At 59.5% G+C, this 24,156-nt stretch carries 26 protein-coding genes; 11 read left to right on the forward strand and 15 right to left on the reverse strand.

Going from position 1 to position 24,156, the window contains the following annotated elements; all coding sequences use genetic code 11:
• Positions 1–366 precede the first annotated feature (366 nt).
• From HDF15_RS18215 to HDF15_RS18225, 3 genes are read right to left on the reverse strand one after another with little or no spacing between them, the layout of a single operon-like run.
• Complete coding sequence (locus HDF15_RS18215) at positions 367–1,341, reverse strand: electron transfer flavoprotein subunit alpha/FixB family protein (protein WP_184258082.1); 975 nt, start codon at positions 1,339–1,341, stop codon at positions 367–369.
• A complete protein-coding gene (locus HDF15_RS18220) occupies positions 1,338–2,117 on the reverse strand; it encodes an electron transfer flavoprotein subunit beta/FixA family protein (RefSeq protein ID WP_184258084.1) in 780 nt (259 codons plus the stop codon). Before HDF15_RS18220 ends, HDF15_RS18215 begins: the two co-directional genes overlap by 4 nt.
• Positions 2,118–2,155: 38 nt before the next feature.
• Positions 2,156–3,733, reverse strand: coding sequence for a hypothetical protein (locus HDF15_RS18225; protein WP_184258086.1), 1,578 nt, complete (start codon positions 3,731–3,733; stop codon positions 2,156–2,158).
• A 227-nt stretch (positions 3,734–3,960) separates the two neighbouring features.
• Between HDF15_RS18225 and HDF15_RS18230 the strand changes: the two genes are divergently transcribed.
• From HDF15_RS18230 to HDF15_RS18240, 3 genes are all read left to right on the forward strand, one after another.
• A complete protein-coding gene (locus HDF15_RS18230; RefSeq protein ID WP_184258088.1) occupies positions 3,961–4,287 on the forward strand; it encodes a hypothetical protein in 327 nt (108 codons plus the stop codon).
• 66 nt (positions 4,288–4,353) lie between these two features.
• A complete protein-coding gene (locus HDF15_RS18235) occupies positions 4,354–5,160 on the forward strand; it encodes a hypothetical protein (RefSeq protein WP_184258090.1) in 807 nt (268 codons plus the stop codon).
• Positions 5,161–5,573: 413 nt separating this feature from the next.
• Positions 5,574–5,996, forward strand: coding sequence for a MerC domain-containing protein (locus tag HDF15_RS18240; RefSeq protein WP_184258092.1), 423 nt, complete (start codon positions 5,574–5,576; stop codon positions 5,994–5,996).
• A 225-nt stretch (positions 5,997–6,221) separates the two neighbouring features.
• On the opposite strand, the gene HDF15_RS18245 is transcribed toward HDF15_RS18240, so the two are convergent.
• The 4 genes from HDF15_RS18245 to HDF15_RS18260 form a co-directional block, all read right to left on the reverse strand.
• Entirely contained in the window at positions 6,222–7,502 is a 1,281-nt protein-coding gene (locus HDF15_RS18245) for an arsenic transporter (RefSeq protein ID WP_184258094.1), read from the reverse strand.
• Positions 7,503–7,508: 6 nt separating this feature from the next.
• The gene (locus tag HDF15_RS18250) at positions 7,509–9,482 is read right to left on the reverse strand and encodes a (Fe-S)-binding protein (RefSeq protein WP_184258096.1); all 1,974 of its coding nucleotides are present in this window, start codon (positions 9,480–9,482) and stop codon (positions 7,509–7,511) included.
• Positions 9,483–9,891: 409 nt separating this feature from the next.
• On the reverse strand, positions 9,892–10,173 hold the full coding sequence (locus tag HDF15_RS18255; protein WP_014267671.1) for a hypothetical protein: 282 nt from the start codon (positions 10,171–10,173) through the stop codon (positions 9,892–9,894).
• 141 nt (positions 10,174–10,314) lie between these two features.
• The gene (locus HDF15_RS18260; RefSeq protein WP_184258097.1) at positions 10,315–10,662 is read right to left on the reverse strand and encodes a hypothetical protein; all 348 of its coding nucleotides are present in this window, start codon (positions 10,660–10,662) and stop codon (positions 10,315–10,317) included.
• 155 nt (positions 10,663–10,817) lie between these two features.
• Here HDF15_RS18260 and HDF15_RS18265 point away from each other — a divergent pair, with 155 nt between their 5' ends.
• The 3 genes from HDF15_RS18265 (at position 10,818) to HDF15_RS18275 (ending at position 12,524) form a co-directional block, all read left to right on the forward strand.
• Positions 10,818–10,997 carry a hypothetical protein gene (locus HDF15_RS18265; protein WP_184258099.1) on the forward strand — a complete coding sequence of 60 codons (180 nt, stop codon included), beginning with the start codon at positions 10,818–10,820 and terminating at the stop codon, positions 10,995–10,997.
• Positions 10,998–10,999: 2 nt separating this feature from the next.
• Positions 11,000–11,737, forward strand: coding sequence for an SIMPL domain-containing protein (locus HDF15_RS18270; protein ID WP_184258101.1), 738 nt, complete (start codon positions 11,000–11,002; stop codon positions 11,735–11,737).
• Between the two features lie 88 nt (positions 11,738–11,825).
• Complete coding sequence (locus HDF15_RS18275) at positions 11,826–12,524, forward strand: site-2 protease family protein (protein WP_184258103.1); 699 nt, start codon at positions 11,826–11,828, stop codon at positions 12,522–12,524.
• A 110-nt stretch (positions 12,525–12,634) separates the two neighbouring features.
• Here HDF15_RS18275 and HDF15_RS18280 read toward each other — a convergent pair whose 3' ends face one another.
• From HDF15_RS18280 to HDF15_RS18290, 3 genes are all read right to left on the reverse strand, one after another.
• Complete coding sequence (locus HDF15_RS18280; RefSeq protein ID WP_184258105.1) at positions 12,635–13,468, reverse strand: SDR family oxidoreductase; 834 nt, start codon at positions 13,466–13,468, stop codon at positions 12,635–12,637.
• A gap of 71 nt (positions 13,469–13,539) precedes the next feature.
• Positions 13,540–14,520 carry a VOC family protein gene (locus HDF15_RS18285; protein ID WP_260331169.1) on the reverse strand — a complete coding sequence of 327 codons (981 nt, stop codon included), beginning with the start codon at positions 14,518–14,520 and terminating at the stop codon, positions 13,540–13,542.
• A 24-nt stretch (positions 14,521–14,544) separates the two neighbouring features.
• A complete protein-coding gene (locus HDF15_RS18290) occupies positions 14,545–15,417 on the reverse strand; it encodes a sugar phosphate isomerase/epimerase (protein WP_184258107.1) in 873 nt (290 codons plus the stop codon).
• A gap of 359 nt (positions 15,418–15,776) precedes the next feature.
• On the opposite strand from HDF15_RS18290, the gene HDF15_RS18295 reads away from it, so the two are divergent.
• From HDF15_RS18295 to HDF15_RS18310, 4 genes are read left to right on the forward strand one after another with little or no spacing between them, the layout of a single operon-like run.
• Positions 15,777–16,739, forward strand: coding sequence for a sugar phosphate isomerase/epimerase (locus HDF15_RS18295; protein ID WP_184258110.1), 963 nt, complete (start codon positions 15,777–15,779; stop codon positions 16,737–16,739).
• A 54-nt stretch (positions 16,740–16,793) separates the two neighbouring features.
• On the forward strand, positions 16,794–17,462 hold the full coding sequence (locus HDF15_RS18300; RefSeq protein WP_184258112.1) for an O-methyltransferase: 669 nt from the start codon (positions 16,794–16,796) through the stop codon (positions 17,460–17,462).
• Positions 17,463–17,521: 59 nt separating this feature from the next.
• Positions 17,522–18,703 carry a tryptophan--tRNA ligase gene (gene trpS / locus HDF15_RS18305; protein ID WP_184258114.1) on the forward strand — a complete coding sequence of 394 codons (1,182 nt, stop codon included), beginning with the start codon at positions 17,522–17,524 and terminating at the stop codon, positions 18,701–18,703.
• A 2-nt stretch (positions 18,704–18,705) separates the two neighbouring features.
• A complete protein-coding gene (locus HDF15_RS18310) occupies positions 18,706–19,743 on the forward strand; it encodes a ScpA family protein (protein WP_184258116.1) in 1,038 nt (345 codons plus the stop codon).
• 8 nt (positions 19,744–19,751) lie between these two features.
• Here the strand turns inward: HDF15_RS18310 and HDF15_RS18315 are convergent, their stop codons facing one another.
• The 4 genes from HDF15_RS18315 to HDF15_RS18330 are packed head-to-tail and all read right to left on the reverse strand — an operon-like array spanning position 19,752 to position 21,272.
• Entirely contained in the window at positions 19,752–20,096 is a 345-nt protein-coding gene (locus tag HDF15_RS18315; protein ID WP_184258118.1) for a DUF2442 domain-containing protein, read from the reverse strand.
• A complete protein-coding gene (locus HDF15_RS18320; protein ID WP_184258120.1) occupies positions 20,074–20,295 on the reverse strand; it encodes a DUF4160 domain-containing protein in 222 nt (73 codons plus the stop codon). Before HDF15_RS18320 ends, HDF15_RS18315 begins: the two co-directional genes overlap by 23 nt.
• A gap of 45 nt (positions 20,296–20,340) precedes the next feature.
• On the reverse strand, positions 20,341–20,826 hold the full coding sequence (locus tag HDF15_RS18325; protein WP_184258122.1) for a GNAT family N-acetyltransferase: 486 nt from the start codon (positions 20,824–20,826) through the stop codon (positions 20,341–20,343).
• Entirely contained in the window at positions 20,823–21,272 is a 450-nt protein-coding gene (locus HDF15_RS18330) for a PaaI family thioesterase (RefSeq protein WP_184258124.1), read from the reverse strand. Before HDF15_RS18330 ends, HDF15_RS18325 begins: the two co-directional genes overlap by 4 nt.
• Before the next feature lie 83 nt (positions 21,273–21,355).
• Between HDF15_RS18330 and HDF15_RS18335 the strand changes: the two genes are divergently transcribed.
• Positions 21,356–22,285: a LysR substrate-binding domain-containing protein gene (locus HDF15_RS18335; RefSeq protein ID WP_184258126.1), complete on the forward strand. Its 930-nt coding sequence runs from the start codon at positions 21,356–21,358 to the stop codon at positions 22,283–22,285.
• On the opposite strand, the gene HDF15_RS18340 is transcribed toward HDF15_RS18335, so the two are convergent.
• Positions 22,257–24,047 (reverse strand): alpha-glucosidase, encoded by a 1,791-nt coding sequence (locus HDF15_RS18340; RefSeq protein ID WP_184258128.1) that lies wholly within the window; start codon positions 24,045–24,047, stop codon positions 22,257–22,259. The two genes, HDF15_RS18335 and HDF15_RS18340, sit on opposite strands and share 29 nt — an antisense overlap.
• Positions 24,048–24,156: the final 109 nt, after the last annotated feature.

Genomic DNA, 24,156 nt, shown 5'->3' on the forward strand with positions numbered 1-24,156 from the left:
AGTATGACGCAAGTGAGGCCGCGCTGGTCTCATTTTAGCGCCGACTCGGGCCACTGCACCCCGGAAGTTACCCCGGAAAGATAGCAAATATGGCCATATTCTTCACTTTATGGGGTGAATTTGCGTTTGCATTCGCATTTGCCTTTGCACTTGCTTTTCTGGTTTGTCATTCCGAGCGCAGCGAGCGAATCTGCTTCCTCCCGTTTTTCGCCAGTGCCACCACAAACGTTGGGCTTCAGCTCAAAGCGAGTTTTAATTCTTGCTCGCCTGCTTTAGAGGTAGTACGAACAAAGAACGGGAGACAGCAGATTCGCTCGCTGCGCTCGGAATGACAAACCAGAAAAGCAAAGGCAACATTCCTCAAACCTACGCCGCCCCTTTGATCGCCCTCGTCAACGCCGGTACGACCTCAAACAGATCGCCCACCACCCCTATATCCGCGATCTCGAAGATCGGAGCATCGGCATCCTTGTTGATCGCGATGACCGTCTTCGCCCCCTTCATCCCGACGAGATGTTGAATCGCTCCCGAGATACCAACCGCCAGGTACAGCTTGGGCGCGACGGTCTGGCCGGAGCTTCCAACCTGACGTTCCATCGGCAGCCAGCCCGCGTCACAGATCGGCCGCGACGCCGCCAACTCCGCACCGAGTGCAGCGGCAAGCTCTTCGACGAGCCCAAGATTCTCCTGTTCGCCGATCCCTCTCCCCACGCTGACGATCACCTGAGCGGCGGAGAGATCGACCGTCTGCGTGGCCTCACGGAAGGGCTCACCCGGCTTCGTGCGCAACTGTGCGGCTTCAAGCTGAGGCGCAAAGGTCTTCACTTCGCACGAACCTGCCTCTACCTCATCGGCACGGAAGCTGCCCGCCTGCACTGACACCAGGCAGACGCCGTCACCCTTGTGCGCATACTCCGCATTCAGCTTGCCCTGCATCCATTGGCGCACGAACACCGGGCCTGAATGCACAGCCGTCACATCGCTGATAAGCACCTGCCCCAGCCGTGTCGCGAGCGCGGGCGCGTAGTCGCGCACCTGATACGTGTGCGGGAATACGACATACCGCGGCTGCGTCTCAGCGATGAGCTGTTGCAGCGCAGCCACCCAGGCATCCGCAGTGTAGTGTGCCAGCAAAGCATGCCCGACAGCCCAGGCACCCGCAAGCTTCTTCGTCGCAAGCTCGGCGGAGAGCGGCGCAATTCCTGCGTCTTCACCCAGGACAACGGCAGAGCACGAAACGCCAAGCTCCGCTGCCAGCTTCTGTCCCGCAGCAAGAGCCTCCAGGCTGATGCGATGCCATCCGGCATCGCCCTTCTGTTCCATCACGACCAGGACGCTCATAGGACCTTTACCTCGAACTTCAGCTTCTCGACGATCTTCGCCGCAATCTCATCGGCCGAACCGGTCAACATCTCCGTCCGCTTCACGCGCTCCGGCGGCGCAACCTTCACCACCTCGTCGACCCGTGCGCCAGCGGCCACGGCTTCAACCTCGCGCGTCTCCTTCGACTTGGCTCTCTTGATTCCCATCAGCGTGGCATAGCGCAGCTTGTTGCCGCCGGACTGGATCGTCAGCAACGCGGGCAGCGGCATCTCGATGTGCTGGAACCAGCCATCTTCGAGCTCACGTTTGACCTTGATTCCTGCTCCCGCGCGCTCTACCTGCAACACCAGCGTCGCGTGCGGCACACCCAGCAGCTCCGCCACCACAACGCCGGTCTGCCCCGCCCCGAGATCGTCCGACTGCAAGCCCGTCAGTACCAGGTCAGGCGACTCCGCCTTGATCGCCTCGGCCAGCAGCTTCGCCACGCCCAGCGTGTCGCGCGAAGGCAAGGCACCCTCCCCCTCCTCCGGCGTTACAACATGGATCGCGCGATCCGCGCCCTTCGCCAGCGCTTCGCGCAGCGTGCTCGTCACACGCTCCGGCCCGGCACACAGCACGACCACTTCTCCCTCGCTGTCGCGCTCCTTCAACTGCAACGCCTCTTCCAGCGCATACGCATCGGGTTCGTTCATCGTCCATGCCACATCGCTCTCGTCGACGCTGCGGCCATCCGCCGCAACCCGCACCGCGGCATCCCGTTCAGGAACCTGCTTCACTGCTACAATGATCTTCATCGGCACCCCTCGACATCCATTAGACGCAACCGGTTAGCCTACCGCATCGGAGGCTCCGTCGTCTCGCCTGGCCGCCCCAGCTCCCAAAGCTCGTTATGACCGGAGTTGCGGTCAAAGGAAAAGCTTTGAGCCAGATGATAGTTGCGATGAACATACTCGCGAAAAGGGCCAGAGTTGTTTTCGTGTTTTAGAGATTCGGGACTCTCCGGAATCAATACGATGAAGTGGGGCGGATCGCGCCGAAAGGCCTGGAGCGCTGCGGCCACCTGGTCGGGGCGGGTGACACCATCGTCACCGATAAACTCTGTCGCAGCGGGATTGTCTAGCGCGAGATAGAGCCCTAACGAGGTCTGGTTGAACAACCCCTCCGAGGGATGAGTATGCTGGGACATCCATTGAAACGCATGAAACTCCTGAACATCGGTAAACGCGGTTCGACCGAGCGGCAGGGTCAAGGTAGAGCGCTGATGAGTCTGACGATACGCCGTCAGGAAAAGTGAATAAGCCACCGCAACGACAGCCAGCGTGTTGCGAACAGCTCTCAGCAAAGGCCGTTGCTGATCGAGAAGCCACACCAGGACGATGATCGCGGGAGGAGCGACCGTACTGAGGCGAAAGAGCCTGGGGGCGCTGGCCACCGACAAGAAGAGCGCGAGCCCTGCAAGATGCAGAAGAACCAGATGCCGCCAAATGGCATCCACCGGCTCCGTGCGTTTACGCCATAGCTTGTAAAGTCCGAAGAAATAAACGTAAGGCACGACGGCATAGATAAATAAAACCGGAGGCAGACGAACGATCTCGGGAAAGGAGTGAACCGACGGAATCTGCCGCAGATAGGTTCGCGGTGAATTCACATCGCCGGAGGACATATATCGGACAGGCACCAGAACCAGATCGAAGAAGACAGTATGAAGACCTGCCTTGCAGACGTAATAGCCGAGAACGGAAGTGACGATCAGCACAAACGGCAGGGTCAGCGCCGACAGCCGTACCAGGATTCGATCTCCCTGCTCATCGGATCTCCAGAGCCATAGCAAATAGACGATCAGAGCGGCGAAGACCAGGGCTCCCTGCGTCTGGGTAAAGAGTGTCGCAATACCGCAAAGCGCTCCGGCCGCAACGATCCGCCAAAGACTTGCGCCTCTCATCAGGACAAGAACAGCCATCAAAGCGGTGAGCGTGCTGTACCAGTGGTGCGTCGCATCCAAGCCCGAGTTGAAGTCGAAGATCAGAAACAACAGGGCTGGAAGCAGAACGAGGGGACCACGAAAGATTCTGCCGCTAATCTGAAGCACGACCCAGAAAAGGGCAAGCCCCAGAACGATGGTCCACGCCTGCATTACCCAGGCGTGAATACCGAAGACACGGAACGCCGCCGCATAGAGAAGGTCCGTGCCCGGAGTGACCAGCTCAAAGAAATCACGATAGAGAACCTGGCCGTGAGCCACACGCACAGCGCGCGCAAAGAACAGGATCTGGTCTCCCTGGGCGAGATAAGGAGTCCCAGGCAGCAGAAAGGTTCGCAGATAGAGAAAGAGCAGGGCTCCAGCGAAGGAGACCAGCAGAAGAGGACGAGACAAAGGCCCTGCGCGATGCGGTGACGTGACTTGTTCCATAAGGGAGCTTGCTCAAAGCATGGCATGACCGAGATAGCCAGACAATCAAAATCGCTCCGTGGAAAGCAGTTCGATGATTTCGCACGTTTTCGCTTGTTCCTCCCAACCCAAAGGAGACGCTCGTAAGTAGTAGAGGGCAACAAGAAGATGGCAAAGCTTTCGCGGCAGGACTTCACGGCGCTCTGTACGATCGCGCGACGTCGCGGATATGCGATCCTGAAATAGCCATGCACAGCTCCATCACAAACCGCAGTAAGGCCGCAGCCCTGCTGCTCTGCGCTTTGCTGGTTGTGATGAGCATCGTCTCGCCGATATGTCCCACCTGCGATGGCCTTGGAGGCTGGCACAGCAGCCACGCCCCTCTGGCCGACAAGCAGGCACCGCCCGCGAACGACACCTGCAATGGAGTCTGTTCCTGCTGCGGCTTCCACTGGCTGCCACCCCGGCAGACGCAGTTGTTTACCGTCGCTGTCGTGACGATCGTTCCCGTCTTGTGGAAGGAACATTACCCGACACACTATACCCCGCCACCTTTCCAGCCTCCCCGCGTTTAGCCCAGAACAGAAATCGCAACACACGCTTCGGCGTGCGATCTCACTTCTTTCTGGAGCCTGAAATTCATGACACAACTTCGCTGCGCCCTTCTCGGGGCGGCTACCCTGCTCTGCATGGCGCAGATGCAGGCACAAACTCCTGCCGTGGAAACACCAGAGGCCAATCCGGGCCGCCCTACCGTCTCCACGCCTGCGACACTAACACCCGTGGGATATCTGCAGTTTGAAAACGGCGGTCTCTACGCCCAGACATCGCCCGAATTCAAAACGCGATTCGGTATCAACCAGGTCACGAAACTCGCCGTAACCTCCCGCCTGCAGTTGCTGGCGCTCTCCGAACCGTTCGTCCACGCGACGGGAGCGGAGGTCTCAGGAGACCGCCCCGGCGAGGTCTTTGCCGGATTGCAGGCGGTGGCTCTATCGGGAACAGGTCACACTCCCACGGTGAGCCTTAGCTATATCCGCCGGCTCTACGAGAGCCCCGCACCGGAGATCGACATCGGCACCTTCCGGCAGAGCGCGCTTTTCCTGGTAAGCGACGATCTCGGCGGATTCCACTTCGACGTGAACGGTGTCTTCTCCGAGCAAGCGGAAGGAACCGTTCGTCGCGGGCAATTCGGTCAAACGCTTTCGGTCTCTCACCCGCTGGGCCGGTTCACCCTCTCGGGCGAGCTCTGGCACTTTACGCAGCCGCTCACGAGAGGAAACGCCGTCGGTAACCTATGGGCAGGCTCCTATCCGATCAGGAAGAATCTGGTCGTAGATGCAGGCTTCGATCATGGCCTGACCTCTTCCTCGACGCATTGGGAGGAGTTCGCAGGCTTTACGTATGTTCTGCCTCATCGGCTGTGGGGAGGGCGGGAAAAGCATTAGGACCTGACAACGCTCGCGCCCTAAAGAATCAGATCAGAAGCGAATCAGGAACATAGCGCGAAGCGCGTTCCCTGACGCTTTAGCGTCGCGGGAGTCGGAGGGAGCCGTAGCCTTTAGGCTACGGAATAAGGGGGCAGGCAAGAATCGGGCTTTAGCCCCAGGCCTTTTGTGCGCATTCGAAAGAAGGCCCGGGCCTAAAGGCCACATCTTTGCTAAGCCTGAATTCCGTAGCCTAAAGGCTACGGCTCCCTCCGCCCCGCGACGCTGAAGCGTCACGTTTTGCGCTTCGCGCTTTTGTGCAGGAGCCTGAATGCAACAAATTTTCCGATACATCAGACAGAACGCCTTTAGCATCGCAGAAAAACTCCCAGGTATTGCTAACAGGAGCACATTCTCGATACCCTAGAAACATCATGCGCCTGCAATCTGAAATCGTTCTCGAACCAACCGCTACCGCATGGGCCGACCGCGTCGGGATATGGACATCCGTCCTTTGCGTCGTTCACTGCCTGATCACGCCGATCCTGCTTTCGATGTCGACAGTCTTTGTGCACTTCCTTCCGTCGGAGGAGCGGACGCATCGGTCGCTGGCGCTGATGATCGCGCTCATCGGAACGATTGCGCTCATCAGGGGATTCCGCACTCATCGGCGGGCGCGAGTGATTCTCCTGATGGCCGCAGGATTGGCCTGCATCTTCTTCGCGGCCTTTGCAGGAGATCGGCTGCCCGGTCATTGGGCCGAGGTTGGGATCACCTTTTGTGGCAGTCTCCTCATGATTTCAGCTCACCGCCTGAATCACACGTTCTGCAAAGACTGCGCCTGCTCAAGCCGGTAGATAGATGAAGAGGATGAACTAAGGTGTGTCATCCAATTGCGCGAAGCGCGTTCCGTGACGCTTCAGCGTCACGGAGACGGAGGGAGCCGTAGCCTTTAGGCTACGGAATAAGGACACGCAAGAATTGGGCTTTAGCCCCGGGCCTCTTGTTCACAGCCGAAAAAGGCCAATCCCTCCGGGCTATTGAATGGCACACCCTTGCCAGTTTTCCCATTCTTGAGTGATCTACGAACCGTGCAGCAGCAGATGCATCGCGATAGCACCACCCAGAGCGACGAAAAGCGCAACCGGCATAACGACGATGCCAACCTTCAGAAAATCCCAAAAGCTCACATCCAGCTTTTCCTTCCGCAGAGCAAGCAGCCAGAGGATGGTTGCAAGCGATCCCGTTACGGAAAGATTGGGCCCCAGATCAATTCCGATCAGCACCGCATTCGCGAGCAAGCCCTTCACCTGTGCGACATGCAAGGTCGCCCCCGCAATCAATCCGAGCGGAAGATTGTTCACGAGATTGTTCGCAATGCCTACCGCATACCCGACGACCAGCGCGCCTGCTACCGTGGGAAGGCTCTGCGCCCAGGCCAGCCACGCCTGAGTGAACTTCAGAGCGCCCTGGCTCTCGACCGCGTCCACCAGGAGAAACAATCCTGCGACGAGAACCAATGTTCCCCAGCTAATCTCGGCAGCCAGTTTGAGCGGATTGCTCTTTGCCTTGATCGAAACGATGGCTGTAATCACCAGAGCCGCGAGGCAGGTAGGAAGCCCCAAATCTTTCTTCATCGCCGAAGCCGTCAGGAGAACGGCGATCATCACAGCCAGACCCGTAAGGACCAGCTTGCCGTTCGTACTGAGAGGCGCGTCCTCGGCCTCGCTGTCGATCGTCTCGCAAAGTTCTTTACGAAACAGGAAGCGCATCACAAGGTAGGTTGCGCCGATCGAAAGCAGTGACGGTACACCGAACAAGGCCAGCCACTGTCCAAGCGGTGGCATGCCCGTATGGAAGACCACGAGGTTTGCAGGATTGGAGATCGGCAGCACGAAGGACGCGGCGTTCGCGATCAGCGCGCAGATAAAAAGATAAGGAAGAGGTTGAATCTTTGCCTTCCGGATGGCGGTCAGAATCGCAGGCGTGAGGACCACCGCCGTCGCGTCGTTCGACATGAAGATCGTGACCAGCGTTCCGACGGCATACACCATGGTGAACAGCCGCGTGCAGGAGCCCTTCGCGCTACGCACCGCGACCGATGAAACCCAATCGAAGACGCCCTGCTCGCGAGCCAGTTCGGAGAGCAGCATCATGCCGATCAGGAAGAGATAGACGTCCGATCCCTCGGCCACGGCGTGTCCCGCAAGAGGCAGTGGAACGAGACGAAGAGCAACCAGCAGCAGAGCCCCACCACTGATCCAATAGACCTCCGCAATGCCGCGCGGGCGCACCAGCATGAGCAGGATGCTGAGCGCCACGATGAGCGGCAGGAGAATATGCGCTAGAGCGGAAGCAGGCACCTGCGGTTAGATGCCGACAGTCTCTTCGGGAGAAGCCGGACGCAGCGCTCGCGCCGTCAACTGCGCGATATCCAGCAACTGCGGCGGCTTTCCTCCACCGACCGCACCCAGGGCATCGCGGAACATCGTATTGCAGAACGGACATGCCGTGCCAATGGTCTGTGCCCCGGTGGCGACAAGCTCCTTCGCGCGCACGTGGCTTACACGCTCCCCAGTCTCTTCGCCGAGAAACGCCAGCCCTCCGCCCGCGCCGCAGCAGAACGATCGCTCATGGTTGCGCTCGGCTTCGACCAGCGAACCCGCAGCAGCAACGACCGCACGCGGCTCTTCGTAGACGTCCTGGTAGCGGCCCAGATAGCAGGGGTCGTGGTAGACGATGCTCTCGCCCTTCTGTTTTGGCAGCTTGTCCGCAAAGCGCGCCATGAACTCAGAGTGGTGTTCGATCTCGGGCGCAATACCGTACTCACGCCAGTCGGTGGCGATGGTGCGTACACAGTGCGGGCAGATGGCGACGATCTTCTTCACCTGCGCCTGCTCGAAGGCTTTCAATCCAGCCTCGGCGAGAGAGCCGAAGACGAGATCGTTGCCGAGGCGGCGTGCGGGATCACCCGTGCACTTCTCTTTCTTCAACACCCCGAAGCTCGTGCCGAGATAGCGCATCACACGTGCGAAGTCGGCGATGATCTCGCGGCCCTTGGGGTCGTAGCCGCCCATGCAACCCAGCCACAGACAGTACTCCTGCGAGCCATCGAAGATCGGGAACTCCTGTTTGGCGATGAACTTCTCACGCTCCAGCGCGCTCAGGCCCAGCGCATTGCCCTGCTTCTCGAGCGCGAGGAAGAGCTTGGTGCCGTAGCGGTCCTCCCACGCGCCGGTGTTGACCGCACCGCGCCGCAGTCCGACCATGATCGGCAGATGTTCTACGCCGACCGGGCACTGGTACTCGCACGCGCCGCAGGTCGTGCATTCAAAGGCGGCCTCCATCGACAGATAATTTGCGGCCGGGTTGTCCGGCGAAGCATTGGCTGTCTCTTCCCGCATCTCGTTCAGCAATGGCGTCTCGCTGGCCGGGCCGAAGGTATTGAGATAGCTGCGCACGCCCAGCACAATCTCTTTCGGGTTGAGCACCTTCCCTGTCGTCGAAGCCGGACAGTGCTCGGTGCAGCGACCGCACTCCACGCAGCTGTACGCCTGCAGCGAGATGATCTGCGTGAGGTCCTTGCCCGCCACGAGGCCGAAGTCTTCGTCGCCCTCCAGCTTCGGTATCTGCGAGAACTCGCCGCGCTTGAGGAAGACCGTCAGCGGGCTCAGCACGAGATGCAGGTGCTTGGTGTGCGGGATCAGCGGCAGAAAGATCAGCAACGCCAGCGTGTGGGTCCACCAAAGGAGCTGTACGGCCACGCTATCGTCCGCCACAAAGAACGCAGCGAGGTAGCTGACCATCAACACAAAGATCAGCCCGGCGATCACACCGGACTCGACCGAGACCTTCTCCCCCAGCCAGCGCGGACGCGAGATGAAACGCCGCCAGAATAGTCCGGCGATCGATACCGCAACCAGCACCGCCCAGATGCCGGCGAAGCCGAAGTAGAACGTCCCCACGAAGCCCGCGTGCTGCAGAAATCCAAGGCGCAATCCCGTCGCGAGATGGTTGAGGCTGACCAGCGCAAACGCCAGGAATCCCCAGAAGACAAAGGCATGCGCGATGCCCGGCAGAGGCCGCTGGCGAATCACCTTCGCCTGGCAGAGGACCTCCCAGACGAAGACCCAGACGCGCCTGCCCACAGGGGCGAACGAGAAGTCCGCATCCTTCTTCGAGCGCCAGATGTTGCCGGCAATCGGCCACAGCCGCCAGAGAAACAGGGCTGCCGAAGCGGCGCACAAAAGCAGCAGCAAGACCATCTCGATAACCGAAAAACGCAACGGTTCAGCGAGGACAATACCCGCCAAAGCTCTCATCTCGAAACCAACAGCAGCCACTCGTGCCTCCGCATAAGAGCGAACTTGCCACAATAGCAGATGCGGGCCCCCATTGTGCTGGCCCTGTAACTCTTTCCGTTTTGAAAGGGCGGGGCTTTCAGCCCCGCCAGTAGGAACCGCCGGATACAGTGACTTTAGTCACTGAGGGTACGATGCCTGGGCAAACCTAAACGCTTCTGAAAGGCAAAGACCTTCCAAGGGATGGAGTCACTGCCCCGATAGACATCGTTCCCTCCGCGGCTGAAGCCGCTTTATTCCCTGTGTTGTCCCAACGGTGGGGCTGAAGCCCCGCCCCTTCAAAGCCAAAGGCTGGCCAAATCCTGACGCAAAGTTGGATGACACACCCTAGGCACACCAAACAAAAACGGCGAGCCGAAGCTCGCCGTTTCGTTATTCCAAAAACCACTCTCTAGTAAGAGAAGAACTCGTTGACGCCACGGCGCATGCGGAGACCCTTGATCAGGAAGGTCACGGCGCAGGTGAATACCAACATGTCCCAATAGACCATAGGGTGAGCCCAGCCGGGCGAATAGGTTGCATCCTGTCCGCTCCAGAGCAGAACGAAGACGCTGACCAGCAGGAACTGGAAGCCCATCACCAGAAACAGGTGGCCGCGACGGCGGCGTTGATCCAGGTGCGCTACCTCAGCGGGGGTCAGGCTACGTTCTTCTACGGGGATGAGAGCTGCCATGGTAAGTCTCCTGCTAAATCTTGTCGCGCGGTTAGAGCGCTGCAAGCTCATTAAATCACAACCTGCCCTGTGAACCACAAAGGCCATTGCCGAATCGGTAACACCTAAACCAACGCTTGAGGTGGGGTTAACTCCCTTGGTTCACCTCTGCGAGCGTCGGCTGAAGGCTGCCTTGATCCGCTCGGCGCGGTTCTCCGTGGGCCCTACCGCAGCCTCCTGCAGCTCCGCCACGGACTGTATCCCTATGACCTCAAACCGCTTACGGCAGCGAATATTCTTGCACCCGACCATATCGTCGCGCCGGACCATGTAGCTCTGGGCCTTGGCAAAGCGTGCGCGGTCGCGCTCATCGGCTCCACGAGGAACCTGCGGCTTCTTGCGCCGTACCAGCCAGCCCAGTTGATATTCGCCCGCCTGGCCACAGTGCGGACAGGTCATGGTGTGCGTCCGCTGCTCCGGCTGCTCGTCAAAAAAATCGCGTTCTTCCATTTTCAGCACCTCCGGCGCGCTGCTCCGCGCCAGACCTCTTCGAGTTCTATGCTACCGCCGTGCGAGGCATCCCGAAGTATGCCACACTGACAGCCTATCCGCCTGACTGACCGCACTTTTGGAGTACGCTGGGAAACGCAGAGGGAGACAGCACCGTGGCCAAAACGAAGAAAAAGGTCTTTTCCGTAACAAAGGCCGTAAAAGCCAACGCCCGCGAACGTCTCGGCTCGCCTCCGCCGGAGCGCGTACTGCCCGACCCCAAAGCAAAAGCCGCCGCTAAACCGAAGCACAAAGAGACTCTCGCCGACCTGTTGACCGGCGACAAGGATGCCTAACAATGCAGACTCTACGCTTTGCCACACTCGTTCTTCTTGCCGCCACGTTGCCACTCGCCACAAGGGCACAAACAGCTGACAACCCGTCCGTTCAGATCAACAAGGACAACCGTACGATTGCGATCTCCGCCACGGATCACGCCGAGGCCGACCCGGACGTTGCCGATCTCCACGTCGGCTTTACGGTCTATGGCGCCACGCTGAAGGACGCGTACAAGGCTGCTTCCGATAGCTCCAACGGCATCACCAAGGCCATGCTCGACGCCGGAGCCACACGCTCCGAGATCCAGAGTCAGAGCCAGCGCGTCTCCCGCCTTACCGACTACGAGATCAAGACCCAGAAGGGCATGAAGTTCAGCGTCCAGCAGAGTTGGACCGTCAGCGTCGATCCAAAGGACGCCGCACTCATCCTCGACGCCGCTGTGCAGGCCGGAGCCAACCAGAGCGGTGACATCAACTGGCGCATGAAGAACAACATCGCGCTGGACAGCGAAGCCATTCGCCTCGCCACCGAGCACGCCCGTGCGCTCGCAGCGGAGCTGGCTAAGGGCATGGGCGTCACGCTCGGCAAGCCCCTGTATGCGACCAACAGCATCAGCAATGGGTTCATCGCTCCTCGTGTTCGAAGCTTTGCCATGATGAGTGATAGTGTCGAAGCCAAGACAGCTGCTCCACTCGCCATCGAAGCACAGCGCGTCCAGAGCACCGCCACCGTGCAGATCGTCTATGCCATTGAGTAATAGGTGTTTTCAGACTACGGCTGACTTCGGCAGGCTACCCTGGGCGACCTAAAGGCTCCGTGAAATTGTCCTCCGGTAAGCTATCTTTATGCCGTTAACTGGTGCACTCGTAATCTTTGAACTTCTTGTGATGGTACTTTCCATCTCACTGCATGACTGCGCGCAAGCGTGGATGGCCAACCGTCTCGGCGATCCGACGGCACGGATGATGGGCCGCATGACCATGAATCCTGCGAAGCACTTCGATCTCTTCGGCATGGCGATCTGGCCGCTGATTTACATCTTCCGCAGCCCGCTGATCCTGGGCTGGGGCAAGCCCGTCCCCATGACGCCGCGCAACTTCCGGAATCCCTCACGCGATGAGATGATCGCCACTCTCGCAGGTCCGGGGGCACAACTGCTCGCGGCGGTCGTTGCCCTGATCGTGCTGATCGTCCTGCGGCACGTCAACGCCGATGCGAACGCGTCCCTGGGAACAGCGGTTGCGCTGGGGTTTCGTAACCTTGGCGTCTCCACGGAAGGCCTGCCGGCTATCTTTCCGCTGATCCTGTTTCTCTACTTCTGCATCCTGATGAACCTGCTGCTCTTCGTCTTCAACCTGGTTCCGCTGCCGTTTCTCGACGGCGGCAAGATCCTGATGCACTACCTGCCCTACAACGCAGCGCAGACCTATCAGAGCATTGGGCTCTACCTGATGTTCGCGTTCATGTTCCTCGGCTTCACGCTCATCATGATCGTCTTCGCACCGCTGATGGGCATCTTCCAGCAGCTGCTCTTCAGCCTGTAATCCAAACTGCAAACGCGGAGTGCGCTGAGTACGCCAAGTTGACGCAAAGGAAACTCTGCGCAAACTTAGCGTCCTTCGCGCACTCTGCGTTTGCAGTCTGATGGCACGACCTAGCCTTCCGCCGAAAACTTCGACCGCATGAACTGCACATAGTCCGCGTTCGACATCTCATCCCACGCGCGAATGAAGCCTCTCGCGTCATCGCCTACCAGATACCGGAGCCTGTCCGTGCCATCGGTTACCGCCTCGAAGATGACCTTCGCCACATCTCCCGAACAGATCGTCCGCGATGCCGTCATGCTGCCAAACGCCTCCTGCGTGCGCTCGACAAAGCCGTCGTAGGCGGTCAGCGAATCGTCCTTCGCACTGCACTCCGCAGACCGCTCGGAGAAGTTCGTATTGTTCACGCCGCCATGAGGCTCAACCAGCTTGACGACGATGTTCTGTGACGCCAGTTCATACGCCAGCGCTTCGGAGAATCCCTCCAGCGCAAACTTGCTCGCACAGTAGAGCGAGATCATCGGCAGCGCAAACAATCCCGCACCCGAACCGACGTTCAGGACCAGGCCACCCTTGTTTCTTCTGAAGTGCGGCAGCAGCGCCCGCGTAACGTCCATCACGCCGAAGACGTTGACGTCGAACTGCTCCTGGATATCCTCTCGTGAGAGCGCTTCAAACAGTCCGTACTGGCCGTACCCCGCATTGTTGATCAGGACATCGATCCTGCCAAAGCACTCGATGCCAGCGACGACAGCCCGCTCAATACTCGCGAGGTCTTTCACGTCGAGGTGCACCACCAGGACATTGTTGTGCCCCGCAAATTCGCCGCCCGCCGCCGGGTTGCGCATGGTTGCGACGACGTTCCAGTCGTTCTCGGCAAACAGCTTCACCGTCGCCAGCCCAATACCCGACGACGTTCCAGTAATCAGCACCGTCTTCCTCATTCGTACGCTCTCCTGATCCGTTTCTATACAGAGATGGATGATCGAAAAGACGGCGCCGATGCATAGCCGGTTTAGTCGTGTGAAGGCGGTGGTGGAGGTGCTGTAGACGATGAAACCGGCTTGCCGTCGATAGTATGAGACTCCATCAACTCGACACGTGTTCCATCGGGATCGAAGATATTGACCTGATGTTTATGGTTGATGCCCGTCGCGACAGTCAGTGGTTTGCCGTACGTCTTGAAGGCAGGCCGCGCCTCGAGAGTCTCGACAGCCTTCGTCACATCCGGCACTTCGAGCGACAGATGATTCTTGCCGCCCCATGAGTCGGTCGGCAGCTTGCGATAGAGCATGAACTCCACGTAGTCGTCGCCATCGGGAACGCGCATATTAATCCAGCTCAGCTCCGCTGGATTAGCGCCTCCGCGCCACGTCTCTTTGAAGCCGAGAATCTTGCCGTAAAAATCCAGAGAACGCTGACTGTTTCCGACAAGGAAGCCAGCGTGATAGATCTTCGTCGAGATGCGGGTATCCGGCAGGAACTTGCCTGCAGCCTTTTTCTCGAGCCCGTCAGGAAGGCTCTGCACGAACTCCACCAGTGTGCCGTCCGGATCTTTGATCTCGAACGCATAGTCGCCCGTGCGGGTCTTGCTGCCGTTTCCCGGCTTCACATCAAACCCCTGCGATTTCAGATAGGCACGCATCTGCTCCACGTCGTCCACCGTGAAGCAGATGTGACTCATCATGTTGCGCGTATCGGAGGGGGTCTCGTTGAAGAGCTCGATGTGCTGATGGTCGTTGATCTTGATAAACGCGATGCGGGTCTCATCGCTGCCTGGTTTCTTCAGGTCATACGCCTCATCGAAGCCGAGAAAGTCATGCCAGAAAGCGATGCTCGCCTGCAGGTTGGAGACGAAGTAGCCGACATGCGAGATGCCCGTAATCCGGGGCCGTTGCGGAGTTGCACTCTGTGCGTTCGCGCAGAGTGCAAAGACCATCACGCCAAGAAGAAGGGCATAGCGAGACGGCTTGAAAGCCTGACGAAGACGCATCATCACCTTTTTCATTTTGAGACTCTGCTAGGCGAGATACTTCCGCAAATTTCGATAGCTGATCGCGAGGCTTTCGAGCGGCGGCCCCGCCGTCTCATCCTGCTCGATAAACAGCAGCGCGCCGGTTTCACGAGCGATCTTCAGGATCGGAGGCCAGGCGATGGTGCCCGTTCCCACCTCGGTAAAGAACGCCGAATCCTTGCCCATCGTGAAGCTTGCTGGAACGTTGGCTTTGCGATCCTTGAGGTGCAGCAGACGCACGCGGCGTTCGTTCTGCTTCAACAACGCAAGCGGATCGTTGCCGGACTGCGCGACCCAATAGCAATCTTCTTCCCAGAAGACGAGCTTCGGGTCTGTGTGCTCCAGCAACAACTGCAAGCCGGTAGTGTCCGGCAGGCCGGAGCGTTTTATCGGGAGAAACTCGTAGTCGTGATTGTGGAAAGCGAACTTCATCCCCAGGTTCTTCGCCTTCGCGCCAATCATGTTGTACCGCGCCGCAGCCTGCACAAAGCCATCGGCGCTCCACATCGCCTTCGGCAGCATGGGGCAGACCATATACGACAGGCCAAGCGCCTTCGCGTAGTCGACACTCTCTTCGAGCTTGTCGTAGTCGAAGTGAGCACTGGGGCAGGTGAGTCCCGCGTCTTCGATGATTCTCTTCAGCTCGGGGGCCGGATGGTTATAGATCGCGGGGAACGCTTCGACCTGCGTAATGCCGATCTTGCGCACCGCAGCCAGGGTTCCCGGCAGGTCTTTCACCACTTCCTTGCGAAGCGTATAAAGCTGCGCCCCGATGGGAGGAATCGTCTTTCCCCACCCAGGACGAACCGTTGTCAGCAATGCGGTCGCGGAGAGCGACTGGAGAAATACACGTCGATTACAGGAAGGGAGGAAGGACATAGTCTCGCGGAGCCTCTGCGGCATAAGGAGATCATTCCGCCGGTTCTGCTGTCAATCCGGTTGACTGGGGAAGACAGAATCGCCCCATAGAAGCTCGAACGAACTTTTATTTTAAACACACGATTCTCTCTGTTTTGAAAGGGAGGGGCTTCAGCCCCTCCGTCAGAGCCAAATGCACGGTGGCTTTAGCCACTGAGGGAATGCTCCTTCAGGGAGAGATTCCTCACCTGGGCACACGGCATTCCCTCCGCGGCTAAAGCCGCTTTTGTCTAAGCGCCGCCCCTTCAAAGAATGCAGGTTTATGTGACAAGCATGTCGCATCCCAAATGTAGGATGATTGCCTTAGCGAGGACCATCGAATGCAACTCGGGCTTTTCACCGCCGTATACGGCAGCCTATCCATAGACCAGATGATCAAAAAGACCGCCGCACTCGGCATCGAAGCGCTCGAACTCGGCGCTGGCGGATTCCCTGGAAATCCGCACCTGCCCGTCGACGAACTGCTGGCCGACCCCTCACGCGCGCAGGCCTTCGTCCGCCGCCTCGCCGATAGCGGAATGAGCATCAGCGCTCTCTCCTGCCACGGCAACCCGCTACACCCGGACCGCGCCACCGCCGAACGCGACGATGCCACCTTTCGCCGGACCGTGCTGCTCGCGGAACGGCTGAACGTAAAGACAGTCGTCACCTTCTCAGGCTGTCCCGGCGACCGCGCCGGCTCCAAAGTACCCAACTGGGTGGTGACTGCATGGCCGCCGGAGTTCTCCGAGCTGCTCGCCTGGCAATGGGAAGAAGTGGCAATCCCCTACTGGTGCGAGGCAGCCGAGTTTGCCCGCACGCATGGCGTTCGCGTCGCGCTGGAAGCGCATCCCGGCTTTCTGGTCTACAACCCGGAGACGCTGCTTCGCCTGCGTGCCGCCGCGGGGAACAACCTCGGGATCAACTTCGATCCCAGCCACCTGTTCTGGCAGGGAGTCCACATTCCTACGGCGATCGCCGCACTGGGGGACTCGATCTTTCACGTTCACGCCAAAGATCTCGCATTCCAGCAGCACATCCTCAGCCGCAATGGCGTGCTCGACCCGAAGAGCTACCGCAATGTAGCGGGGCGCTCCTGGAACTTCCGCACCGTCGGCTTCGGCCACGGCGAGCAGCAGTGGCGCGAGATTCTCAGCGCCCTGCGCACCGTTCAGTACGACGGCGCGATCAGCATCGAGCATGAAGATCCTCTCCTGTCGGTCGATGAAGGGGTTCGGTTCGCCATCGACCTGTTGAAGAAAATCCTTCCCCGCGAACCCGCCGCTGAAGCGTGGTGGGCCTAGAGCAGTCACATTCACCCACATTCCCCCTGCTAAAAGCGCTTTACAGGAGCACCGATGTCACAAACGCAATGGACCGCCGTAGACCGCTACTTCACCGAAACACTCGTACCCTCGGATGCCGTGCTCGACGCCGCCTTGCAGGCCAACGGCGAGGCCGGACTCCCAACCATCGACGTCGCACCAAACCAGGGCAAGTTCCTGCAGTTGCTGGTGCAGCTACGGGGCGCACGCAGAATCCTCGAGATCGGCACCCTCGGCGGCTACAGCAGCATCTGGATGGCCCGTGCGCTGCCAGCAGACGGCCGCCTGACGACGCTGGAGTTCAGCCCCAAACACGCCGAAGTCGCCCGCGCCAACATCGCACGTGCAGGACTGGCGAAGGTCGTCGAAATCCGCGTTGGCCCTGCGCTCGAGACCCTCGCAAAGATGGAAGCAGAAGGAACTGAGCCCTTCGACCTGATCTTTATCGATGCCGACAAGCCCAATACCCCCAATTACCTGACCTGGGCCCTCAAATTTTCACGTCAGGGAACGCTCCTCATCGGCGACAACGTCGTGCGCGAAGGCGAGATTGCCGACGCATCCAGCACCGATGAAAATGTGCAGGGACAGCGCCGTTTCCTCGAAATGATGGCTGCAGAACCTCGTCTTTCGGCGACCGCGCTGCAAACGGTAGGCAGCAAGGGCTATGACGGTTTTGCGATGGCTCTAGTTCTGGAGTAACTAAAAGCAACGAAATCAGCCTGCATGCTTTCCGCCATGTATCCTTAACCTCGGAAACAATGAGCCCCTCTTCAACACGAACGATACCGCGCCCCCGCGTCCTCAGCGGCATGCGACCCACCGGCAGGCTGCACCTCGGCAACTACATGGGCGCCCTCTACAACTGGGTGCGTCTGCAGCACGAGTACGACTGCTACTTTTTCATCGCCGACCTCCACGCCCTGACCACGGACTACGCCGATCCCAGCCGCGTGCAGGACAACATCTTCGAAATCGCGCTGGACTTCCTCTCCGCCGGGCTCGATCCTGGCCGCTGCGTCGTCTTTCGCCAGAGCGATGTGCTGCAGCACGACCGTCTGAATACGCTCTTCGGCATGTTCACGCCGCTCGGCTGGCTCGAACGCGTGCCCACCTACAAGGACCAGCAACAGCAGCTCACGAGCAAGGACCTGAGCACCTACGGGTTCCTCGGATACCCACTGCTGCAGGCCGCCGACATCCTGCTCTACAAGCCCGACTTCGTGCCCGTCGGCGCGGACCAGGTAGCCCACGTGGAGCTGACCCGCGAGGTCGCGCGGCGCTTCAACCAGCTCTACCCCGGCAACTTCTATCTCGCTCCCGACGCCGCGCCCTGGGAGATGCAGGCCATCCTCGAGAAAGCCCGAAAACTCGCCGGAGAGCCGAAGAACTCGACCCGCACGGACTTCAGCCATCACCAGCTCTTTGAGGCTGCCGGTCAGACGAAGAAGATCGGCAGCTTTGGCCGCGGCGAGATTCTGCCCGAGCCCAAGGTGCTGCTGACGCCCTCGCCCAAGCTGCCCGGACTCGACGGCCGCAAGATGTCGAAGAGCTACGGCAACACGATCATGCTCGCCGAGCCCGAAGCCGACCTGCGCGAAAAGCTGAAGACGATGGTCACCGATCCGGCGCGCATTCGCCGTACCGACCCGGGCAATCCGGATGTCTGCCCGGTCTTCGACCTGCACAAGGTCTTCTCCAGCGAAACCGTACAGGCTGAAGCCGCCGAGGGCTGCCGCAAGGCGAGCATCGGCTGCATCGAGTGCAAGAGCTGGGTTGCGGACGCGATCGTCACCACCATCGCGCCGATCCAGGCGCACCGCCGCGACCTCGAAAAGCGCCCCGGCGTCATCAAGGACGTGCTCGCCAACGGCAGCGCTCGCGCCGCCAAGCGCGCACAGGAGACGCTGCACGAGGTGCAGCTCGCAATGGGACTGGCCTAACGATGAGCGATGAGCTGAAGGACGAACAGAAGATCGACGCGAACGAAGAAACAGCTCCGGAGCAGGTTGCTCCGGAGACTGCTTCCGAGGAACGAAACGACACAGCGCCAGAAGCTGAAGCGGCTGCCGTGTCCGACGACATCATCCCGCCTTCAGAGCCTTTCGCCCTCGAACACCCGCCAACGCCGCCTCCGCCTGAGCCCAGAAAGCAGACCCAGAAAGAGAAAGACCGTGATAGAGAAGAGGCTTCGCAATCCCCCTTCTCCATCACGGTCGGCCAGGTCTACGACGGTCCGCTCGACCTTTTGCTCGACCTCATCCGCAAGCAGAACATCGACATCTACGACATTCCCATCGCACGCATCACCGCGCAGTTTCTGGAGTACACGCACCACCTGAAACAGACCGACGTCGATGCGGCGGGCGAGTTCATCTACGTGGCCTCGCTGCTGATCCACATCAAGTCGAAGACACTGCTGCCGCGCGACCCACTGGCCGTTGCTGCAGGTGTCGACGACGATCCGCGCCGCGAGCTTGTCGAGCGCCTGCTGGAGCACGAGCGCTTCAAGGCCGCCGCGCAGATGCTGATGCAGAAGCAGCAGATCGAAGAGGCCACCTGGTCCAAGCCCGGCCTGAAGGCCTTCCTGCACGATGAGGGCCTGGACTCCGTCGAAGGCGAACGCGAGATCGCCGCCGATACCGTCGACCTCGTGCGCGTGTTTCAGGACATCCTGCAGCGGCTGCGCGAACGTCCCGTTCACTCCATCAACGAGGACTCCGTCACCGTAGCGCAGATGATCGACTACGTGAAGCGCCGTCTGCTGATGGAAGACAAGCCCGTAAGTCTGCGGCGCATGCTGCACAGCACGCACTCCGAGCGCGCGTTGATCTGCACGTTTCTCGCGATGCTGGAGCTTGTACGTCTACAGGCGATTGTGCTGCGCCAGGCCGAGCAACTGGGCGATATCCTCGTCAAGAAGACCGATGCCTTCGAGCAGGTCTTCGCGGATCAGGCTGTAGTGAGAGACGACTGGAGCTAGCAGCGACTCTAAGCAGCCTGCAACTCCTGATGCTTTTCCGCCCACTCCCGTTCCCAGCGATCATTGCCAAAGCGGCCGGAGAGTAATCCCTCAAGCGAAAATCCATCATCTAGACTTGGGAAATCTACACTCCAACCCGCTGGGCTAACCTCTAGCTCACTGAGCTGTTCATCTGTGGCCTTCGCCAAAGCCTGTGACCGTTCCTTTGGGAATGAGATGGTCATGCCCGCCTTCAGCTTTACATGGACGACACCTGTATTCGCGTCATAGTACGCGGCGACGATATAAAGCCCCCGCTCACGGTTCTCCTGCCCGTAGACGTCAAGCCAATCACGCTCTTTCTGCGTTGCCATGCAGTTCCTCCCATGCTTTGCAAAGAATAACTCTGTTTTCATCAATAAAGCGAGCCAGCATAGCCTCTTCCGCAGCGGTAGTCCCATACCGGTTCCGAACCTCAATCGGGCCACCAGCACAGTTCAAAAGGAAGATAGCTTCAACTCCACGTCCTTTGGCATGAACATGAGCCGGTTCATGATCAAAGGTATAGATCATGATATTGAAACCTTGAAATCTCAGGATGGTCGGCACACGGCCAGTCTAACGGGCTGGCACCGCCAGCACCAACTCCATGAACACATCCGCACGCTCATACGCCGAAGGCACCACCCGCTCAGGCGCAAGATGCCGGAACCCCAGCGACTCATACAGACGAATCGCCGGCGTCAGCGCATGGTTTGTCTCCAGATAAAGCCTTGTCGCTCCCGCTACGCGCGCTGCCTCGATCGTGCTCTGCAATAAAAGTTTTCCAAGCCCGCTTCCCTGCGCGGAAGCAGTAACTGCCATCTTCGCCACTTCATACTCACCCGACCCTATCGCCAGCAGGGCGCAGCAGCCTACACACTCTCCTGCCCGCACCGCAAAGAAGATTCTGCCGCCGTGGTCAAGAATCGTTTCACGCGGATTGGTAAGCGCATACTCATCCTTGGCCTCCAACTTGAAGTAGCGAACGATCCACTCCTCGTTCAGTCGACGAAACGCCGCCTCATCGCCGTCCTGAAACTCACGAACTTCAATGTCGTTCACCGGCTTGCTCCCACCAACTCCAGTTCAGGCATGGCATCAGGCGCAACGCGGCACAGTACCGCCTCCGACTCTGCCAGCAACGTACCGCCCGCATCGCCCTCTCTCACCTCGGCTTTCGCATCGAACAAACGCTTCCGCTGCCCAACCACCCAGGCGCGAATATGCAAGCGCGTACCAATCGGAATCGGTCTGTGAAATCGCGTTTCGATACGTGCGGTAACCGACGGGATGTCCTGAAAGTACAGGCACCACCCAAATGCTTCATCCATCAGAGAGAACGTCACTCCTCCATGCAGAATTCCGTTCCACCCACCATGCTCCTTGCGCGCCACATAGACAGCCGTGCTGCCCGCGTCACCGTCCGGCGCGAATGGAACCCGCAGACCCAGCGGATTATCAGGGCCGCAGACAAAGCAGGTGGTGTCCTTCGTTCCAGAGATTGCCATGCCGTTACTCCTTCTTCTTCACGTTACGAAGAAGCATTTAGGATGTCCAATAGCTGAAAAGTGCCGATTCAGACCGATTCAATATGAATGATGAAATCGAACTTCGCCATCTTCGTTACTTTCTCGCCGTAGCGGATACACTGCACTTCACCAAGGCAGCCCAGCGGCTCGGGATCGCCCAGCCGCCACTGAGTCAGCAGATTCGCAAGCTCGAAACGCTGTTGGGACACCCGTTGTTTCTGCGCACCACTCGTGGCGTAAAGCTGACACCCGCCGGCCAACTCCTCGCCGAACGCGCGCGCGGCACACTCGACAAAGTACGCGACGACCTGACGCAGGTGCGCCGCATCGGCCGAGGCGAAGAAGGAACGCTCACCGTTGGCTTCAGTGGCTCCGTGATGTTCACCCCGCTTCCCGCCGCCATACAGAGCTTCCGGCATCGCTATCCGAAGGTCGAGCTGCGCCTGCGCGAGTTCGTCACCTCCGCGCAGATCGCCGCGCTGCTGGAGGGCACACTCGACCTCGCCTTGATGCGCGACGGCGATCCCACTCCAGGCCTCGAGATGACCACGCTGCTCAAGGAGCGCTACATCGCCGTGCTGCCGCAGTCGCATCCGCTGGCCCGCAAGCGCACGCTACGCGTAAAGGATCTTGCCGCAGAACCCTTCGTGCTGTTCGCGCGCCAGATGGGCTCTCTCGCCTTCGATCGCACGATCGCCTGCTGCGAGCGCAGCGGCTTCCGGCCCAACATCGTTCAGGACGCGCCCCAGTGGCCGACAGTAGTCCGCCTCGTCGCTGCGGGGCTTGGTGTCTCGCTCGCACCTGCGTGCCTCACCAACCTGGAGATGCCCGGCGCAGTCTATCGCGAGGTACAGACGCCGGACCGAACCACCATCGACTCTGGTGTCCGATCCGGCGTTCCATCCACTCTCGCCAATAATTTTCTTGAGTTGGCCCGTCGCTATCTCGCGAAGCCGAACAGTCTTACTCGACCGAACCCACCCAGGAGCTAAACGGCGGCAGCGTAACATTCGTCAATGCCGACAATCCTTTGAGCGACGATTCATCCGTCAGGATCGCCTTCACACGTTTGCCCTTCAATCCTGCTTCCGCAAGATCGAGCGAGAGAGTCTGCGGCTGCGCCGACATGTTCAGCACGACAACCACCGCCTTTGCGCCTGCTGGAGCCGTGCGCACATAAGACAACACGTTCGGATTCGTCCGGTCGAGCATCACCATGCCGCCCTCGTGCAGGGCCGGCAGATCTCGCCGCAGATGGATCAACTCCTTGTGCCAGTTCAACAGCGAGTTCGGATCGGCGCTCTCGGCCTGCACGTTGACCGTTTTATAGTTCGAAGCGACAGGCAGCCATGTGCTGGAAGCCGTGCTGAAGCCAGCGTCGGTTGCACCGTCCCACTGCATGGGCGTGCGCTCGCCATCGCGGCCCTTCTCCTTCGGCCAGCCGGTGATGCCGATGGGGTCCTTCACATCTTCGACGCGTGTCGGCATAGAGGTGACCATACCCAGCTCTTCGCCGTAGTACATCAACGCCGTCGAGCGCGTAGTGAACAGCATCGCCGCAAGCAGCTTGGCGATCTGTTCGTTGTGAACGCCATCGCCATAGCGCTCCCAGCTGCGCCCGTTATCGTGGTTGTCGAAGACCAGCAGCGGCTGCGAGCCGTGCACCTGGGTCTCGACCTCTTCAATTCGTTTGCGGAAGTTGGAAGCGCTCAGTCTGTTGGAGAAGCCGACGATCATATCCATCGGCAACTGCAACTCATCCTTGGCCGTGCCGCCGTACCACTTGTCCAGTTCAGCTGTGTTCGGGAGATAGGTCTCCCCAATCAGCACGCGGTTGCCGGGATATTTCGCCACCATCGCGCGCATGCGGCGAATCGTGTCATGCACCTCCGGCAGGTTGTTGGTATAGGTGTCTCCCAGGTTAGGATCGCCCTGCGCGTTGATACCGCCTGTCTCCGGGTTGTTATGCAACTGCGGATCTTCAAACAAGTCCGTAATCGCATCCAGCCGAAAGCCCGCAACCCCGCGATCCAGCCAGAACTGCATGGAGCCAAACATCGCCTTCTCCACCTCGGGATTGCGCCAGTTCAGATCGGGCTGCTGTTTGTAGAACTGGTGATAGTAGAACTGCTTGACTGTCGGGTTCCACTCCCACGCGGAACCTCCAAATCCCGAAATCCAGTTATTCGGCGGCACCACGCTGCCGTGCGGCCCCTGGTGCGCATTCTTCCCTGTGCCCGGTACGCCGTCGTTCCACACGTACCAGTCATGCTTCGGATTGGTGCGCGAACTCGCCGATTCGATAAACCACCGGTGCTTGTCCGAGGTGTGGTTCAACACCATATCGAGCATGATGCGAATATTGCGCTTCTTTGCCTCAGCCATCAGGCGATCGAAATCGGCCAGCGTGCCGTACTTCGGATCGACATTCTCGTAGTCGGAGATGTCGTAACCAAAGTCCACCTGCGGCGAAGGGTACATCGGCGAGATCCAGATCGCGTCGATACCGAGCTTCTGGAGATAGTCCAGCCGCTGCGTAATGCCATTCAGATCCCCGATGCCATCTCCGTTGGAGTCTTGAAACGAACGCGGATAGATCTCATAGACGACCGCATGTTTCCACCAGGTTTGATCGCTGGAAGGCGTAGCAGCAGCGCGCAAAGCGCTGGGGTCGGCTGTAGATGTCTGGGCTGAAATCGCGCCGCAGAGCAGCGTTTGAATCACGAGGAGGGGGAGAAGATTTCGTGTTTGCATGCAGGATCCCTGGGTAGAACGAACTCTGCGGAACCATACCATGCGCAAGAAACAGTTACCAGACCCGGCCCGGCCGTTACAGGCCAGACACAGCCCCAAACTCGCCTCG

This window comes from Granulicella mallensis (assembly GCF_014203225.1).
Classification (GTDB): Bacteria; Acidobacteriota; Terriglobia; order Terriglobales; family Acidobacteriaceae; genus Granulicella; species Granulicella mallensis_A.

Coding starts and splice junctions, on each gene's coding strand:
- HDF15_RS18215 (WP_184258082.1), bottom strand. CDS start 1,341: ATGAGCGTCCTGGTCGTGATGGAACAGAAGGGCGATGCCGGATGGCAT.
- HDF15_RS18220 (WP_184258084.1), bottom strand. CDS start 2,117: ATGAAGATCATTGTAGCAGTGAAGCAGGTTCCTGAACGGGATGCCGCG.
- HDF15_RS18225 (WP_184258086.1), bottom strand. CDS start 3,733: ATGGAACAAGTCACGTCACCGCATCGCGCAGGGCCTTTGTCTCGTCCT.
- HDF15_RS18230 (WP_184258088.1), top strand. CDS start 3,961: ATGCACAGCTCCATCACAAACCGCAGTAAGGCCGCAGCCCTGCTGCTC.
- HDF15_RS18235 (WP_184258090.1), top strand. CDS start 4,354: ATGACACAACTTCGCTGCGCCCTTCTCGGGGCGGCTACCCTGCTCTGC.
- HDF15_RS18240 (WP_184258092.1), top strand. CDS start 5,574: ATGCGCCTGCAATCTGAAATCGTTCTCGAACCAACCGCTACCGCATGG.
- HDF15_RS18255 (WP_014267671.1), bottom strand. CDS start 10,173: ATGGCAGCTCTCATCCCCGTAGAAGAACGTAGCCTGACCCCCGCTGAG.
- HDF15_RS18260 (WP_184258097.1), bottom strand. CDS start 10,662: ATGGAAGAACGCGATTTTTTTGACGAGCAGCCGGAGCAGCGGACGCAC.
- HDF15_RS18270 (WP_184258101.1), top strand. CDS start 11,000: ATGCAGACTCTACGCTTTGCCACACTCGTTCTTCTTGCCGCCACGTTG.
- HDF15_RS18275 (WP_184258103.1), top strand. CDS start 11,826: ATGCCGTTAACTGGTGCACTCGTAATCTTTGAACTTCTTGTGATGGTA.
- HDF15_RS18280 (WP_184258105.1), bottom strand. CDS start 13,468: ATGAGGAAGACGGTGCTGATTACTGGAACGTCGTCGGGTATTGGGCTG.
- HDF15_RS18285 (WP_260331169.1), bottom strand. CDS start 14,520: ATGATGCGTCTTCGTCAGGCTTTCAAGCCGTCTCGCTATGCCCTTCTT.
- HDF15_RS18290 (WP_184258107.1), bottom strand. CDS start 15,417: ATGTCCTTCCTCCCTTCCTGTAATCGACGTGTATTTCTCCAGTCGCTC.
- HDF15_RS18295 (WP_184258110.1), top strand. CDS start 15,777: ATGCAACTCGGGCTTTTCACCGCCGTATACGGCAGCCTATCCATAGAC.
- HDF15_RS18300 (WP_184258112.1), top strand. CDS start 16,794: ATGTCACAAACGCAATGGACCGCCGTAGACCGCTACTTCACCGAAACA.
- trpS (WP_184258114.1), top strand. CDS start 17,522: ATGAGCCCCTCTTCAACACGAACGATACCGCGCCCCCGCGTCCTCAGC.
- HDF15_RS18310 (WP_184258116.1), top strand. CDS start 18,706: ATGAGCGATGAGCTGAAGGACGAACAGAAGATCGACGCGAACGAAGAA.
- HDF15_RS18315 (WP_184258118.1), bottom strand. CDS start 20,096: ATGGCAACGCAGAAAGAGCGTGATTGGCTTGACGTCTACGGGCAGGAG.
- HDF15_RS18320 (WP_184258120.1), bottom strand. CDS start 20,295: ATGATCTATACCTTTGATCATGAACCGGCTCATGTTCATGCCAAAGGA.
- HDF15_RS18330 (WP_184258124.1), bottom strand. CDS start 21,272: ATGGCAATCTCTGGAACGAAGGACACCACCTGCTTTGTCTGCGGCCCT.
- HDF15_RS18335 (WP_184258126.1), top strand. CDS start 21,356: ATGAATGATGAAATCGAACTTCGCCATCTTCGTTACTTTCTCGCCGTA.
- HDF15_RS18340 (WP_184258128.1), bottom strand. CDS start 24,047: ATGCAAACACGAAATCTTCTCCCCCTCCTCGTGATTCAAACGCTGCTC.